This window comes from Stenotrophomonas sp. STEN008, assembly GCF_056760435.1.
On record NZ_JBRRET010000025.1, the window covers coordinates 21,982 to 36,973 of the forward strand.

Genomic DNA, 14,992 nt, shown 5'->3' on the forward strand with positions numbered 1-14,992 from the left:
GATCGAGGCGGCCATTATAGGCGCGCCGCGTCAAGGTGTTGGCGCGGATCCGGCAGGAATACATCGGAACGGTAGCGCCGGGCCATGCCCGGCGGTCCCGGTAGCGGCCGACCTTGGTTGGCGTTGGGCCCGTGCCAACCAAGGTTGGCACCTACCAAGGCCCGCCCTACCCCGGCCGGTACAGATCCACGTAGTCGGTCACCGGCATGGCCGCCAGCGCCACCGGGTCCAGCGAGGCCGCCAGGATGCGCTGCTGCTGGGTGGTAGGGAACCGATGGGCCAGATGCCGCCGGAACTTGTCCATCAACAGGGGCATGCCCTCGTCGCGTCGCCGGGCGTGGCCGAGCGGGTACTCGACCAGGACCTCCGGCAGTTCGCTGCCGTCGTTGAAGCGGACGGTCAGGCCGTTGGCGATGCTGCGCTTGTCCGGGTCCAGGTAATCCGCGCTGAGCTGCGGGTCTTCGTGGCAGGTCATTCGCGCGCGCAGCGCATCGATGCGGGGGTCAGCAGCGACATCGTCCTCGTAGTCCTCAGCCACCAGCCGCCCATGCAGCAGCGCGATGGCGACCATGTACTGCACGCAGTGGTCGCGGTCGGCCGGATTGTGCAGCGGGCCGCGCTTGTCGATGATGCGGATGCAGGCCTCCTGCGTGCGGATGGCGATATGCGCGATGTCATCGACGCTGCGCCCGCCTGCCCGCAGCTGCGCGTGCAGCGCGACCGCGGCCTCCACTGCGGTCTGGCCGTGGAACTCGGCGGGAAAACTGATCTTGAACAGCACGTTCTCCATCACGTAGCTGCCCAGCGGCCGCCCCAGCGTCACCGCCTGACCATGCATGGAGACCGCTTCGAAGCCCCAGGTGGGAGCGCTCAACACGCTGGGATACCCCATCTCGCCGCTGGCCGCCATCAGCGCCAGGCGCACGCCGCGACTGGTGGCATCTCCGGCGGCCCAGCTCTTGCGCGAACCGGTGTTGGGCGCATGCCGGTAGGTCCGCAGCGCCTGGCCATCGACCCAGGCCAGCGACAGCGCATTGAGCATGCGCTCGCGATCCAGCCCAAGCAGGCGGGCGACCACGGCGGTGGTGGCGACCTTCACCAGCACCACGTGGTCCAGCCCGACCCGGTTGAAGGAATTCTCCAGAGCCAGCACGCCCTGGATCTCGTGCGCCTTGATCATCGCCACCAGCACGTCGTGCACGGTCGGCGGTGGACGACGCAGGGCCGCGGCATTGCGCCCCAGCCAATCGCAGACGGCCAGGATGCCGCCGAGATTATCCGACGGATGACCCCACTCGGCGGCCAGCCAGGTGTCGTTGAAGTCGAGCCAGCGCACCATCGCGCCGATATTGAACGCCGCCTGCACCGGATCCAGCACGTAGTGCGTTCCCGGCACGCGCGCGCCGTTGGTCACGCTGATGCCCGGCACCAGGGGCCCGAGCAGCTTGCTGCAGGCCGGGAAGGACAGCGCTTCCAGGCCGCAACCGAGGGTATCCAGCAGGCAGTAATGCGCGGTCTGGAATGCCAGTGGCGAGTCGATGCGCACGTCGCGCACGTAATCGACGATGTCCTCCAGCAGCGCATCCCACGCGGCACGTTCGTTGGACGGGGTGTGGCTGTCGGACATCGTCTGTTCTCCGCTAACGCCGGACCACGCCCGGCGGTTCATGGGCGGGCCCTGCCGCGCTCGCCGGGCATGGCCCGGCGCTACCGCCATGGTCCCGCGTTACAAGGTGTCGGCCGGTACCCGCACGCTGCCTTCCATCAATACACGGGCGCTGCGGCTCATGATGGCCTTGGTCACTGTCCACTGGCCGTCAACGAGACCGGCCTGGGCGCCCACGCGCAGCGTGCCGGACGGATGCCCGAAGGTCACCGCCTCGCGCTGGCCACCGCCGGCGGCACGGTTGACCAGCGTGCCCGGAATCGCAGCAGCGGTACCGATCGCCACGGCGGCAGTGCCCATCATCGCGTGATGCAGCTTGCCCATCGACAGCGCACGCGCATGCAGATCGATGGCCGATGCCGGGATTGCCTTGCCGCTGGACGATACATAGTCCTGTGCCGGTGCCACGAACGCCACTTTCGGCGTGTGCTGGCGGGTCGCCGCCTCTTCCAGCGTCGAGATCAGGCCCATGCGCAGCGCACCGTGTGCACGGATGCTCTCGAACTTCTGCAGGGCAGCCTTGTCGTCGTTGATCGCCGGCTGCAGCTCGGTACCGCTGTAGCCCAGATCGGCCGCATTGAGGAAGATGGTCGGGATGCCGGCGGTGATCATCGTCACCTCGAAACTGCCCACGCCCGGCACATCCAGGGTATCGACCAGGTTGCCGGTCGGGAACATCGCGCCCGCGTCGCCATCATCGGAGGGATCTATGAACTCAAGCTGGATCTCGGCGGCCGGGAAGGTCACGCCATCCAGCTCGAAATCACCGATCTCCTGCACCTCGCCATTGCGCATCGGCACGTGGGCGATGATGGTCTTGCCGATGTTGGCTTGCCAGATGCGCACGGTGCACAGGCCGTCGCGCGGCACCCGGGCCGGATCGATCAGGCCGTTGGCGATGGCGAACGGACCCACCGCAGTGCTGAGGTTGCCACAGTTGCCGCTCCAGTCGACGAACGCGGTGTCGATCGAAACCTGGCCGTACAGATAGTCCACATCGTGATCGGGCACGGACGCACTGGAGATGATCACACACTTGCTGGTGCTGGACGTGGCCCCGCCCATGCCATCGGTGTGCTTGCCATAGGGATCGGGCGACCCGATCACGCGCATCAGCAGCGCATCACGTGCCGGGCCCGGCACCTGTGCGGCTGCGGGCAGGTCCTGCAGGCGGAAGAACACGCCCTTGCTGGTGCCACCGCGCATGTAGGTGGCGGCAATGCGGAGTTGCGGAAGAAAGCTCATGGAACGGTTCCTTGCAATGAAAGACGGCCCGTTGCCGGGCCGTCGGTTGTCTCATGCCACCCGGGCACCTTCGAGGAAATCCTGGGCGAAGCGCTGCAGTACACCGCCCGCTTCGTAGATCGCCACTTCCTCGTCGCTGTCCAGGCGACAGGTGACCGGCACGATGATGTCCTGCCCATCGCGGCGGTGGATGACCAGGGTCAGGTCGGCGCGCGGCGTGCGCTCGCCCACCACGTCGAAGGTCTCGGTACCGTCGATGCCCAGGGTCAGCCGGGTGGTGCCCGGCTTGAACTCCAGCGGCAGCACGCCCATGCCGATCAGGTTGGTGCGGTGGATGCGCTCGAAGCCTTCCGCCGCGATCGCTTCCACGCCGGCCAGGCGCACGCCTTTCGCCGCCCAGTCACGCGAGCTGCCCTGGCCGTAGTCGGCACCGGCGATGATGATCAGCGGCTGCTTGCGCTCCATGTAGGTCTCGATCGCCTCCCACATGCGCATCACCTTGCCCTCCGGCTCCACCCGCGCCAGCGAGCCCTGCTTCACGCTGCCGTCGTCGTTGCGCACCATCTCGTTGAACAGTTTCGGGTTGGCGAAGGTGGCGCGCTGCGCGGTGAGGTGGTCGCCGCGGTGGGTTGCGTAGGAATTGAAGTCCTCTTCCGGCAGGCCCATCTTCGCCAGGTATTCGCCGGCGGCACTGGAGGCCAGGATTGCGTTGGACGGCGACAGGTGGTCGGTGGTGATGTTGTCCGGCAGCACCGCCAGCGCGCGCATGCCCGCCAGCGTGCGTTCACCGGCCAGCGCCCCCTCCCAGTACGGCGGGCGGCGGATGTAGGTGCTCTGCGGGCGCCAGTCATACAGCGGACTGACCGCCGCACCCTGCTCCACGCGCACATTGAACATCGGGTTGTAGACGCTGCGGAACTGCTCGGGCTTCACCGCCGCCTTCACCACTGCATCGATCTCGGCATCGCTCGGCCAGATGTCCTTCAGGCGCACCTCGTTGCCGTCGGCGTCCACGCCAAGCACGTCCTTCTCGATGTCGAAGCGCATGGTGCCGGCAATGGCATAGGCGATCACCAGCGGCGGCGACGCCAGGAAGGCCTGCTTTGCGTAAGGATGGATGCGGCCATCGAAGTTGCGGTTACCCGACAGCACGGCCGTGGCATACAGGTCGCGGTCGATGATTTCCTGCTGGATCGCCGGATCCAGCGCACCGCTCATGCCGTTGCACGTGGTGCAGGCGAACGCGACGATGCCGAAGCCGAGCTTTTCCAGCTCCGGCAGCAGGCCGGCCTCTTCCAGATACAGCTGCACCGCTTTTGAACCCGGGGCCAGCGACGACTTGACCCACGGCTTGCGCAGCAGGCCGCGCTCGTTGGCCTTGCGCGCCAGCAGGCCGGCGGCGATCACGTTGCGCGGGTTGGAGGTGTTGGTGCAGCTGGTAATGGCGGCGATGATCACCGCGCCATCAGGCATCAGGCCCCGCAGCTGCTCGGCCTTGCCGGCATCGAGCTTGGCTGCGTCGGCGATGCCGCGCTCGGCCAGCTCGGCCACCGGCAGGCGGCGATGCGGATTGCTCGGGCCCGCCATGTTGCGGACCACGCTGGACAGGTCGAAGCGCAGCACGCGCTCGTACTGCGCCGTGGCCAGCGCATCGGCCCACAGACCGGTGCTGCGTGCGTAGTTCTCCACCAGCGCCACCTGCGATTCCTCGCGACCGGTCAGGCGCAGGTAATCGATGGTCTGCCCGTCGATGTAGAACATCGCCGCGGTCGCGCCGTATTCCGGGCACATGTTGGAAATGGTGGCACGGTCACCGATGGTCAGCGCGGCCGCACCCTCGCCGAAGAATTCAAGCCAGGCGCCCACCACGCGTTCCTTGCGCAGGAACTCGGTCAGGGCCAGCACCACGTCGGTGGCGGTGATCCCTGGCTGTGGCCGACCGGTCAGTTCCACGCCGATGATGTCGGGCAGGCGCATCCACGACGCGCGGCCGAGCATCACGTTCTCGGCCTCCAGGCCGCCGACACCGATGGCGATCACGCCCAGCGCATCGACGTGCGGCGTATGGCTGTCGGTGCCCACGCAGGTATCCGGGAAGGCCACGCCGTCCTGCACGTAGATCACCGGCGACATCTTCTCCAGGTTGATCTGGTGCATGATGCCGTTGCCCGGCGGAATCACATCCACGTTCTGGAACGCCCGCTTGGTCCAGTCGATGAAATGGAAGCGATCCTCGTTGCGGCGATCCTCGATGGCGCGGTTCTTCTCGAATGCCTGCGGATCGAAACCACCGCACTCCACCGCCAGCGAGTGATCAACGATCAGCTGTACCGGCACCACCGGGTTGACCTTGGCCGGATCGCCGCCCTTGTCGGCGATCGCATCGCGCAGGCCGGCGAGATCCACCAGCGCGGTCTGACCGAGAATGTCATGGCACACCACGCGCGCCGGGAACCAGGGAAAATCCAGGTCGCGGCGACGTTCGATCAGCTGCGTCAGCGAGGCGGTGAGCAGCGCCGGATCGCAACGCCGTACCAGGTTCTCGGCCAGCACGCGCGAGACATACGGCAGCGTGGCGTAGGCGCCGGGCTGGATCGCATCGACCGCAGCGCGCGCATCGAAGTAGTCCAGCGGGGTGCCGGGGAGGGTCTTGCGGTAATCGGTATTCATGGGCTGGCGGAATGCTTGGGGCGGGCCGGATGCCGGCGAGCGGCAATGAAGGCATCCGGCCGGCACCTGGCCGACCGGATGGATGGATCACGCGGCGGTCAGGCGCGCTTGTCGATGGCCACGAACTCGCGATCTTCCGGGCCGATGTAGTTCGCGCTCGGACGGATGATCTTGCCGTCGATGCGCTGCTCGACGATGTGCGCGCTCCAGCCGGCGGTGCGGGCGATGACGAACAGCGGGGTGAACATCGCGGTCGGCACGCCCATCATGTGGTAGCTGACGGCGCTGAACCAGTCCAGGTTCGGGAACATTTTCTTGATGTCCCACATCACCGTCTCCAGGCGCTCGGCGATGTCGTACATCTTCATGCTCGACTGCTCTTCGGACAGCTCACGGGCGACGTCCTTGATCACCTTGTTGCGCGGGTCGGACACGGTGTACACCGGGTGGCCGAAGCCGATCACCACTTCCTTGCGCTCGACGCGAGCCTTGATGTCCTCTTCGGCCTCATCCGGGCTGTCGTAGCGCTTCTGCACCTCGAAGGCCACTTCGTTGGCGCCGCCATGCTTGGGGCCGCGCAGCGCGCCGATGCCACCGCAGATCGCACTGTACATGTCGCTGCCGGTACCGGCGATGACACGGCAGGTGAAGGTGGACGCATTGAACTCGTGCTCTGCGTACAGGATCAGCGAGGTGTGCATCGCCTTCACCCACGAATCCTGTGGCTTCTCGCCGTGCAGCAGGTGCAGGAAGTGGCCACCGATGGAATCGTCATCGGTTTCCACGTCGATGGCGCGGCCGTTGTGGCTCCAGTGGTACCAGTACAGCAGCATCGAGCCGAGGCAGGCCATCAGCTTGTCGGCGATGTCGCGTGCACCCGGATGGTTGTGGTCATCCTTTTCCGGCGCCACGCAGCCGAGCACCGACACGCCGGTGCGCATCACATCCATCGGGTGTGCCGACGGCGGCAGTTCTTCCAGCGCGGCTTTCACCGCGGCCGGGATGCCACGCAGCGACTTCAGCTTGGCCTTGTACGAAACCAGCTCGGCGCGGGTCGGCAGCTTGCCGTGCACCAGCAGGTACGCGATTTCCTCGAATTCGCTGGTGTTGGCCAGATCCAGGATGTCGTAGCCACGGTAGTGCAGGTCATTGCCGCTGCGACCGACGCTGCACAGCGCGGTGTTGCCGGCGGCAGTGCCGGACAGGGCGACGGACTTCTTCGGCTTGAAGGTCGGGGTTGCGGTCGTATCGTTCATGTTTCCCTCCGAAAACTTGATGGTGCAGGGTACTGCTTATTTCTTGGCGGCGAACAGTGCGTCGAGCTGCTGCTCAAACGCGTGGTAGCCGATGCGGTCGTACAGTTCTTCGCGGGTCTGCATGGTGTCGACCACGCTGCGCTGGTGACCGTCGCGGCGCACCGCCTGGTAGACGTTCTCCGCCGCCTTGTTCGCCGCGCGGAACGCCGACAGCGGGAACAGCTGGATGGCGACCCCGGCCGAGGCCAGCTCGTCGCGGCTGAACAGCGGCGTCGCACCGAATTCGGTGATGTTGGCCAGCACCGGCACCTTCACTGCATCGACGAAGCGGCGGTAGGTGTCCAGATCGTAGGCGGCCTCGGCGAAGATGCCATCGGCGCCCGCTTCGACACAGGCGATGGCGCGCTCGATGGCCTTGTCCACGCCATCCACCTGGATGGCATCGGTGCGTGCGATCAGGAAGAAATCCGGATCGGTCTTTGCATCAGCGGCGGCCTTCACGCGGTCGACCATCTCACCCTGCGAAACGATCTCCTTGCCGGGACGGTGACCACAGCGCTTGGCGCCGACCTGGTCCTCGATGTGGCAGGCGGCCGCGCCGGCCTTGATCAGCGACTTCACGGTGCGCGCGATGTTGAACGCGCTGGGTCCGAAGCCGGTATCGATGTCCACCATCAGCGGCAGGTCGCAGACGTCGGTGATGCGGCGCACGTCCACCAGCACGTCTTCCAGGGTGTTGATGCCCAGATCCGGCAGGCCCAGCGAGCCTGCGGCAACACCACCGCCGGACAGGTAGATGGCGCGGAAGCCGGCGCGCTTGGCCAGCAGTGCGTGGTTGGCGTTGATCGCGCCGATCACCTGCAGCGGCGATTCGGCGGCCAGGGCCTCGCGGAAGCGGGCACCGGCGGAAGAAGGGGCGGAAGCGGTCATGCGGCAATCCATGTTGAGGAACAGGTGGGCAGGCGCAAGCACCATGCCAAGCTGCAAGCGATTGATTTCAAAGGCATGACCGGCTGACAGCGATGAAACATATGAAACATTGAAACAGATGTATCATGAAACACTCCCGTGCCGGTGTCCGCCCCATGTACCTGCCCCGCTCGCCCCTGCGCCATGCCGATGCCGACCCCGGCCGCCCGGTGATCTGGACGGTCAGCGTTTCGCGGCTGACCGGCCTGCTGGGTGACGTCATTCCCGAGTTCGACCGCCGCGCGCGCATCGAGCAGATCAACCTCGGCTTCGAAGAGGCAGTGGAGGTGATCGGCCAACGCCTGCGCCGCGAGCACTGCGACGTGGTGATTGCCGGTGGCTCGAACGCGGCCTGGCTGCGCAGTCGGCTCGACCTGCCGCTGGTGCCGATCCAGGCCAACGGCTTCGACCTGATGGAGGCTCTGGCGCGCGCGCGCCGCATCGCCGCACGTATCGGCCTGGTCACCCATGCCAGCGACGTGCCGGTGTTCAGCGGCTTCCAGCAGAGCTTCGGCCTGGATATCGAGCACCGCCGCTTCGTCACCCGCGAAGATGCGCGCGACTGCATCGCCGATCTGCGTGCCAACGGCATCGAAGTGATCGTCGGCACCGGGATGGCCATCGACCATGCCGAGCAGGCCGGGCTGCCGGGCGTGCTGCTGTATTCGGCCGACTCGGTACGGCAGGCCTTCGAGCATGCGCTGGAACTGACCCAGACCCTGGCACGCTCGGTGGGTCCACGCCCCACCACGCGGCGCAGTGCCGCCCCGCGCGGCGATGCATACGCGCTGCTCGGCGACAGCGAGGCGATGGCGCAGGTGCGCGCACAGATCGCGCTCTATGCACCGCACGACAGCACCGTGCTGGTCACCGGCGAGACCGGTACCGGCAAGGAACTGGTGGCACGGCAACTGCACGCCGCCAGCGGCCGGCGCGGTCGTTTCGTCGCGCTGAACTGCGGCGCGATCAGCGAATCGCTGCTGGAAGCCGAACTGTTCGGCTACAGCGATGGCGCCTTCACGGGCGCACGTCGTGGCGGCCGGGTCGGCCTGGTCGAAGCGGCCGATGGCGGCACACTGTTCCTTGACGAGATCGGCGAGCTGCCCTTGCCGCTGCAGACCCGCCTGCTGCGCGTGCTGGAAGAACGTGAAGTGCTGCGCGTCGGCGCCACCGAACCAACACCCGTGGACCTGCGGGTGGTGGCCGCGACGCTGCAGTCGCTGGAGCATCGCGCAGCTGCCGGCAGCTTCAGGCGCGACCTCTACTACCGGCTGGCGGCACTGCGCATCGCACTGCCCCCGCTGCGTGCCCGGCGCGCTGACATCCCGCTGCTGACCCGGCACTTCTTCCGCCAGCTGCGCGGTATCGACGCCCCCCTGGACCAGGACGCGATGGCAGTGCTGGGTGCCGCCGACTGGCCGGGCAATGTGAGAGAACTGCGCAATCTGGTCGACCGCCTGCGCATCCACTGGCAGCCGGCAGACGGGATGATCGACGCTGGGCGCCTGCTGCAGCTGGCGCCGGAACTGGCGCGCGAAAGCACCCCGTCCCTGCGGCTGGAAAGCAATGGCAGGCGCCCGGCACGGGCCCAGCTGCAGGCGCTGCTGCGGGAACACCGCAATGACCGCGAAGGCATGGCCCAGGTGCTCGGCGTGTCACGCACCACCTTGTGGCGCTGGCTGCGCGCGGAAGGACTGTAGGCAGGCGCAGCGCGGACCGCGCGGCGCGCCGCCAGCCAAGGTTGGCACTACCCCCGCATGGCCGCGTCCAGCGGCATGCGGAAATAGACCACCCGCTCGGTCTCTTCAAAGCCACAGGCGCGGTGTGCCGCGTGCGCCTCTACGTCCTCCAGGCGGCTGTCCGAGGCCAGCTCGCTGCAGCCCGCGTCCCGCGTCCACGCCTGCACTTCCACCAGCAGGGCACGGCCGACAGCGCGGCCCTGCCACTGCGGCGTTACATACCAGCCTTCCAGGAACCCGACCGGCGAGGAACCGGTGCCGTTCACATAGTCGTGGCGCAGGCGCACCTCGGCGAAACCGACCGCCTCACCATCAGCCGCGCACGCCAGGAACACCGCACCTTCCGGATCGGCCAGCGACTGCGCCAGCTCCTCCAGTGGATCATCGGCGTCGGGCCACAGGCCCACGCGCAGCTGCGACCATGCAGCGGCATCGGCCGGTGTGGCCTGGCGGATCGTGGCAGCGCAGCCGCTCACGGATACAACAGGCGCTTGCTCCAGTGCCCCTCGGCGCCGGCTTCGTAGCACCACCGCTCGTGCAGGCGGAACTGCGCGCCGTACCAGAACTCGATGCGGTCGGGCACCACGCGCAGGCCACTCCAGCCGTCCGGACGCGGCACGTCCTTGCCCTCGAAACGTGCCTCGACCTCGGCCACGCGCGCATCGAACTCTTCGCGCGTTGCAAGCGTCTTCGACTGCTGCGAGGCCCACGCGCCGATCTGGCTCATGCGCGGACGGCTGGCGAAATAGGCGTCTGCTTCCGCATCGGCCACCTGTTCGACACGGCCTTGGATGCGCACCTGGATGCCGGCCTCGCGCAGGCTGCGCCACAGGAACAGCAGGGCCGCCTGCGGATTGGCCCGCAGCTCCTGGCCCTTGTGGCTGTCCAGGTGGGTATAGAACACGAAGCCACGCTCATCGAAGGCCTTCAGCAGCACGGTGCGCGCCGATGGACGACCGTGCAGGTCGGCACTGGCCACGGTCATCGCGTTGGGCTCGACCTCGCGGCTCTGTTTGGCCTCGTCGAACAGGGCCGCAAACGTGGACAGGGCTTCGGCGTACAGGTCGCTCATGATTGCGTTCTTCTCACACGGATTGATCTATTGTGGCGGCATGGTCGCTGCTGCGTATATGCCCCAGGTGAAAGGATTTCCCGAAACATTGGCCGAGCAGGCACTGGATGATGCGCTGGGCAGCGGCGCGGCGGTTCCAGTATTGGCGATCAGCGGGCTGCAGGGGAGCGGCAAATCGACGCTGGCCGAGCAGGTGGTGGCGCGCGCCCGGAACCGGGGCCTGAACGCCGCGACGCTGTCGATCGATGATGTCTACCTGACCCGCGCGCAACGGCAGCGGCTGGCACGCCAGGTCCATCCGCTGTTGATCACCCGGGGGCCGCCGGGCACCCACGACCTGCCGCTGGTCCACGCGCTGCTCGATGCCGCCGCCGCGCGCGAACCACTGGCGCTGCCGCGCTTCGACAAGCTGGCCGACGAGCGCCTGCCACAGGCGCAGTGGCCACGGCTGGAAAAGCCGCTGGACCTGCTGGTGTTCGAAGGCTGGTTCCTGGGCACACCGGCGCAGGAGGAATCCGAACTGGCTCAGCCGTTGAACGCCCTTGAACGTGATGCCGACAGCGATGGCCGCTGGCGCCACTGGTGCAACCAGGCCCTGGGCCGCGACTACCCGGCATTGTGGCAACGCTGTGACCGCCTGTGGTTCCTGCAGCCGCCGGACTTCTCGGTAGTACCGCGCTGGCGCTGGCAGCAGGAGCAGAGCCTGCAGGCGGCCCAGCCCGGCCGGCATGGCATGAGCCGGCCGCAGCTGGAGCGCTTCGTGCAGTACTTCGAGAGGGTCAGCCGGCAGGCACTGCATGCACTGCCGGCCCTCGCCGACCGGGTGGTGGTGCTGGATGCGCAGCGCCAGGTACAGGCACTGCGCTGAGGCCCCTCATTCCACCAGGAAGGTCACCCGCAGATTGACCCGCCACTCGGTGATCTCACCGCTGCCATTGGTGACCACCTTGGTCTCGTTGATCCAGGCCCCCTGGATGCCCTTCACGGTTCCGGAGACCTTCTTCAGGCCGCTGCGCACAGCATCCTCCACGCTCGTGGGCGAAGAGGCGGTGATTTCGATGACCTTGGCAACCGACATGGCCTGTACTCCGTTGAACGCGGGAATCCCCGCAGGAAGTCCCACCCTGACGTGAAGGACGTAAAGGCCGGGGCACGGAGGTGTTAGCATCAGGGCGCATGAATCCTGCTCCGAACCTGATCCTGATCGGCCCGATGGGCGCCGGCAAAACCTGCATCGGCCGCCGCCTCGCCGAGCGCTTCACGCTGGACTTCGTCGATGTCGACCAGTCCATCGTCGACGCCGCCGGAGCCAGCATTCCCACGATCTTCGAGCACTCCGGCGAAACCGGCTTCCGCAGCCTCGAGCGCGATGCGCTGGCCCGCCTCCTGCAGGGCCACGGCCAACTGGTCTCGACCGGCGGCGGAGCGGTACTGGACCCGGACAACCGGGCATTGATCGCCCGCCGTGGCTTCGTGGTCTACCTGCGCGTCAGCGTGACCGCGCAACTGGAACGGCTGGCCCGCGACAAGGCCCGGCCGTTGCTGCAGCGCCCCGACCGCGAGCAGGTGCTGCATGACCTGGCCGCCCATCGCGATCCGCTGTACCGCGAACTGGCCGACCTCACCCTTGATACCGACCCGTACACCGCTGCCGACGCCACCGCCCAGCTGGTCGTCAAGCTCGCCGCGCAATGGCAGCGCCAGGACCTGATCGCATGACTTCCCCCACTCCGCTGCAGGTCGCCGTTGGCGGTGACCGCCCTTACACCATCTCCATCGGCGCCGGCGTCCAGAGCAATGGCCCTGCCCTCGTCCGCCACGTGCGGGGGCGCCACGTCCTGCTGCTCAGCGACAGCGACGTCGCCCCGCTGTACCTGGCGCGGCTGAAGCAGACCCTGCTGGCTGCGCGTCCGGACCTGGTCGTCGGCGAACACGTGCTGGCCGCCGGCGAAGCCTCCAAGACCCTGGCTGAATTCGGCCGCGCCATTGAAGCGCTGGCAGCCCTGGGCGCCACCCGCGATGCCTGTGTGTTCGCGCTCGGTGGGGGTGTCGTCGGCGACCTGGCCGGCTTCGCCGCAGCCTGCTGGATGCGGGGCATCGACTGCGTGCAGCTGCCGACCACGCTGCTGGCGATGGTCGATTCGTCGGTGGGCGGCAAGACTGCCGTAGACATTCCTGCCGGCAAGAATCTGGTCGGCGCCTTCCATCCGCCGCGCGCGGTGGTGGCCGATACCGCGGTGCTTGCCACCCTGCCGCCGCGCGAGCTGCGCGCGGGGCTGGCCGAGGTGGTGAAGTACGGCGCACTGGGCGATGCGGATTTCTTCGACTGGCTGCAGCACCACGCCGACGCGCTGTCCGCTGGCGAGGACGCGGTGCTGGCCGAAGCCATCGCCCGCAGCTGCAGGCACAAGGCCGCCATCGTCGAGCGCGATCCGTTCGAGAAGGGGGAGCGTGCCCTGCTGAACCTCGGCCACACCTTCGGCCATGCCATCGAAACCGAACAGGGCTATTCGGCGCCGGGCCGCGATGCGCTGAACCATGGCGAGGCGGTGGCAGTGGGCATGGTGCTGGCGGCCAGGCTGTCCACCGATCTCGGCCTGGCCGACGATGCCGACCGCGCGCGCCTGCAGGCGCTGCTGGAAAGGCTCGGGCTGCCGGTCGCGATCCCGGCCGGCGTGGATCCGCAGGCCCTGCTCGGCCGCATGCGGCTGGACAAGAAGAACGTGGCCGGTCGACTGCGCCTGGTGCTCTGGCGCGGCATGGGTCGGGCCGAGGTGGTGCCGGACGTGGATGAAGCAGCGGTATTGAAGGTGCTGGGCCAGGGTTGATCGCTTCCGCGTTCGCCGGGCATGGCCCGGCGCTGCCCGGGGTTTCCTGAGCGTCCGCCGGGCATGGCCCGGCGCTACCGCGTTGCGGCCGGGGTCACCCTGGCCCCGCTACAATCGGGCCATGCATGTCTACCTGCAACATCCCGAGGCCGGTGCGCAGGCACCGCGGTTCCTGCGCCTGAGCCTGCAGCCGGATCTTTTCGGCGGCTGGGAGCTGCTGCGCGAAAGCGGCCGCGTCGGTGGCCGCTCGCAGCTGCGCCGCGAGCTGTTCCTGCAGGCCGACGAAGCCCGCCACGCCTTCGAGAAGGCACGCGATGCCGAACTGCATCGTGGCTTCCAGATCCTTTCGCACGGCGACTGACGCCGCTGCCCACCTTCGATCCAAGGAACGTTCAACGTGACCAGCCCTCTCCGCAACGATCGCCTGCTACGCGCTCTGCGCCGCGAACCGGTGGATTGCACGCCCGTCTGGCTGATGCGCCAGGCCGGCCGCTACCTGCCGGAGTACCGCGCGACCCGGGCCAAGGCCGGCAGCTTCCTGGCGATGGCCAAGAACCCGGAGATCGCCTGCGAAGTCACCCTGCAGCCGCTGCGGCGTTTCCCACTGGATGCCGCCATCCTGTTCTCGGACATCCTCACCATCCCCGACGCGATGGGGCTGGAGCTGTACTTCGTCGAAGGCGAAGGCCCCAAGTTCCGCCACCCGGTACGTGACGAAGCCGCCATCGCCAGGCTGGCGGTGCCGGACATGGAGCAGGACCTGGGCTACGTGATGGATGCGGTGCGCCTGATCCGCCGCGAGCTGGATGGCCAGGTGCCGCTGATCGGTTTCTCCGGCAGCCCATGGACACTGGCCTGCTACATGGTGGAAGGCGGCGGCAGCAAGGATTTCTCGCGCATCAAGGCCATGGCGCTGAACCACCCGCAGGCGCTGCACCGCCTGCTGGAGGTCACCACCGACGCGGTCATCGCCTACCTGGGCGCGCAACGCGCCGCGGGCGCACAGGCCCTGCAGGTTTTCGACACCTGGGGCGGCGTGCTGTCGCCGGCGATGTACCGCGAATTCTCGCTGCGCTACCTGCAGCGGATTGCCCAGGGCCTGGACCGTGGCGAAGCCAGCGAGCGTACGCCGCTGATCCTGTTCGGCAAGGGCACCGGCCTGCACCTGGAAGCACTGTCGCAGACCGGTGCGGATGCACTGGGCCTGGACTGGACGCTGGACCTGGACGAAGCGCTGCGCCGCACCGGTGGTCGCGTTGCCCTGCAGGGCAACCTCGACCCCACCACGCTGTACGCTTCGCCCGATGCGATCGCCACCGCTGCCGCGCGCGTGCTCGATACCTACGCCGCCGGCAATGGCGGGTCGCGCGAGGGCCACGTGTTCAACCTGGGCCATGGCATGTCACCGGACATGGACCCGGCCCACGTGCAGGTACTGGTCGACGCGGTGCACGCGCACAGCCAGCGCTGAGCCGTGCGCATGCGGTTGCGGCGCGGTGTTGATCGCGCCGTGACCCGCAGTGCGCGATCATGGCGCCCCCACGTTG

General features: G+C 67.7%; 14 protein-coding genes. 6 read left to right on the forward strand and 8 right to left on the reverse strand.

The window, feature by feature from the left end:
* Nucleotides 1–166: 166 nt before the first annotated feature.
* The 5 genes from ACVOME_RS12705 to prpB all read right to left on the reverse strand — a co-directional run bounded on the left by ACVOME_RS12705 (nucleotide 167) and on the right by prpB (nucleotide 7,767).
* A complete protein-coding gene (locus ACVOME_RS12705) occupies nucleotides 167–1,627 on the reverse strand; it encodes a bifunctional 2-methylcitrate dehydratase/aconitate hydratase (RefSeq protein ID WP_193396762.1) in 1,461 nt (486 codons plus the stop codon).
* 99 nt (nucleotides 1,628–1,726) lie between these two features.
* Nucleotides 1,727–2,911, reverse strand: a complete 1,185-nt coding sequence (gene prpF, locus ACVOME_RS12710; protein WP_053518644.1) for a 2-methylaconitate cis-trans isomerase PrpF — start codon at nucleotides 2,909–2,911, stop codon at nucleotides 1,727–1,729.
* A 51-nt stretch (nucleotides 2,912–2,962) separates the two neighbouring features.
* Complete coding sequence (gene acnD, locus ACVOME_RS12715) at nucleotides 2,963–5,581, reverse strand: Fe/S-dependent 2-methylisocitrate dehydratase AcnD (RefSeq protein ID WP_065182635.1); 2,619 nt, start codon at nucleotides 5,579–5,581, stop codon at nucleotides 2,963–2,965.
* A 98-nt stretch (nucleotides 5,582–5,679) separates the two neighbouring features.
* A complete protein-coding gene (gene prpC, locus ACVOME_RS12720; protein ID WP_053518648.1) occupies nucleotides 5,680–6,837 on the reverse strand; it encodes a bifunctional 2-methylcitrate synthase/citrate synthase in 1,158 nt (385 codons plus the stop codon).
* A 36-nt stretch (nucleotides 6,838–6,873) separates the two neighbouring features.
* A complete protein-coding gene (prpB, locus tag ACVOME_RS12725) occupies nucleotides 6,874–7,767 on the reverse strand; it encodes a methylisocitrate lyase (RefSeq protein ID WP_065182634.1) in 894 nt (297 codons plus the stop codon).
* 155 nt (nucleotides 7,768–7,922) lie between these two features.
* Here prpB and prpR point away from each other — a divergent pair, with 155 nt between their 5' ends.
* Nucleotides 7,923–9,506: a propionate catabolism operon regulatory protein PrpR gene (gene prpR / locus ACVOME_RS12730; protein ID WP_065182633.1), complete on the forward strand. Its 1,584-nt coding sequence runs from the start codon at nucleotides 7,923–7,925 to the stop codon at nucleotides 9,504–9,506.
* Nucleotides 9,507–9,553: 47 nt separating this feature from the next.
* Here the strand turns inward: prpR and aacA are convergent, their stop codons facing one another.
* Together aacA and pdxH are read right to left on the reverse strand one after the other, a co-directional pair.
* Nucleotides 9,554–10,021 (reverse strand): aminoglycoside 6'-N-acetyltransferase, encoded by a 468-nt coding sequence (aacA, locus tag ACVOME_RS12735; protein ID WP_481505156.1) that lies wholly within the window; start codon nucleotides 10,019–10,021, stop codon nucleotides 9,554–9,556.
* Nucleotides 10,018–10,617: a pyridoxamine 5'-phosphate oxidase gene (gene pdxH / locus ACVOME_RS12740; protein ID WP_481505157.1), complete on the reverse strand. Its 600-nt coding sequence runs from the start codon at nucleotides 10,615–10,617 to the stop codon at nucleotides 10,018–10,020. Before pdxH ends, aacA begins: the two co-directional genes overlap by 4 nt.
* 40 nt (nucleotides 10,618–10,657) lie before the next feature.
* On the opposite strand from pdxH, the gene ACVOME_RS12745 reads away from it, so the two are divergent.
* Nucleotides 10,658–11,485, forward strand: a complete 828-nt coding sequence (locus ACVOME_RS12745) for a kinase (protein ID WP_111186370.1) — start codon at nucleotides 10,658–10,660, stop codon at nucleotides 11,483–11,485.
* A gap of 6 nt (nucleotides 11,486–11,491) precedes the next feature.
* Here the strand turns inward: ACVOME_RS12745 and ACVOME_RS12750 are convergent, their stop codons facing one another.
* On the reverse strand, nucleotides 11,492–11,695 hold the full coding sequence (locus ACVOME_RS12750; RefSeq protein ID WP_053518657.1) for a dodecin family protein: 204 nt from the start codon (nucleotides 11,693–11,695) through the stop codon (nucleotides 11,492–11,494).
* 98 nt (nucleotides 11,696–11,793) lie between these two features.
* Here ACVOME_RS12750 and ACVOME_RS12755 point away from each other — a divergent pair, with 98 nt between their 5' ends.
* The 4 genes from ACVOME_RS12755 (at nucleotide 11,794) to hemE (ending at nucleotide 14,916) form a co-directional block, all read left to right on the forward strand.
* Complete coding sequence (locus ACVOME_RS12755) at nucleotides 11,794–12,336, forward strand: shikimate kinase (RefSeq protein ID WP_065174808.1); 543 nt, start codon at nucleotides 11,794–11,796, stop codon at nucleotides 12,334–12,336.
* The gene (gene aroB / locus ACVOME_RS12760) at nucleotides 12,333–13,445 is read left to right on the forward strand and encodes a 3-dehydroquinate synthase (RefSeq protein WP_481505158.1); all 1,113 of its coding nucleotides are present in this window, start codon (nucleotides 12,333–12,335) and stop codon (nucleotides 13,443–13,445) included. The genes ACVOME_RS12755 and aroB overlap by 4 nt, the downstream gene beginning before the upstream one ends.
* Before the next feature lie 121 nt (nucleotides 13,446–13,566).
* Entirely contained in the window at nucleotides 13,567–13,806 is a 240-nt protein-coding gene (locus ACVOME_RS12765) for a WGR domain-containing protein (RefSeq protein WP_053518663.1), read from the forward strand.
* 36 nt (nucleotides 13,807–13,842) lie between these two features.
* A complete protein-coding gene (gene hemE / locus ACVOME_RS12770; protein ID WP_164151574.1) occupies nucleotides 13,843–14,916 on the forward strand; it encodes a uroporphyrinogen decarboxylase in 1,074 nt (357 codons plus the stop codon).
* Nucleotides 14,917–14,992 lie beyond the last annotated feature (76 nt).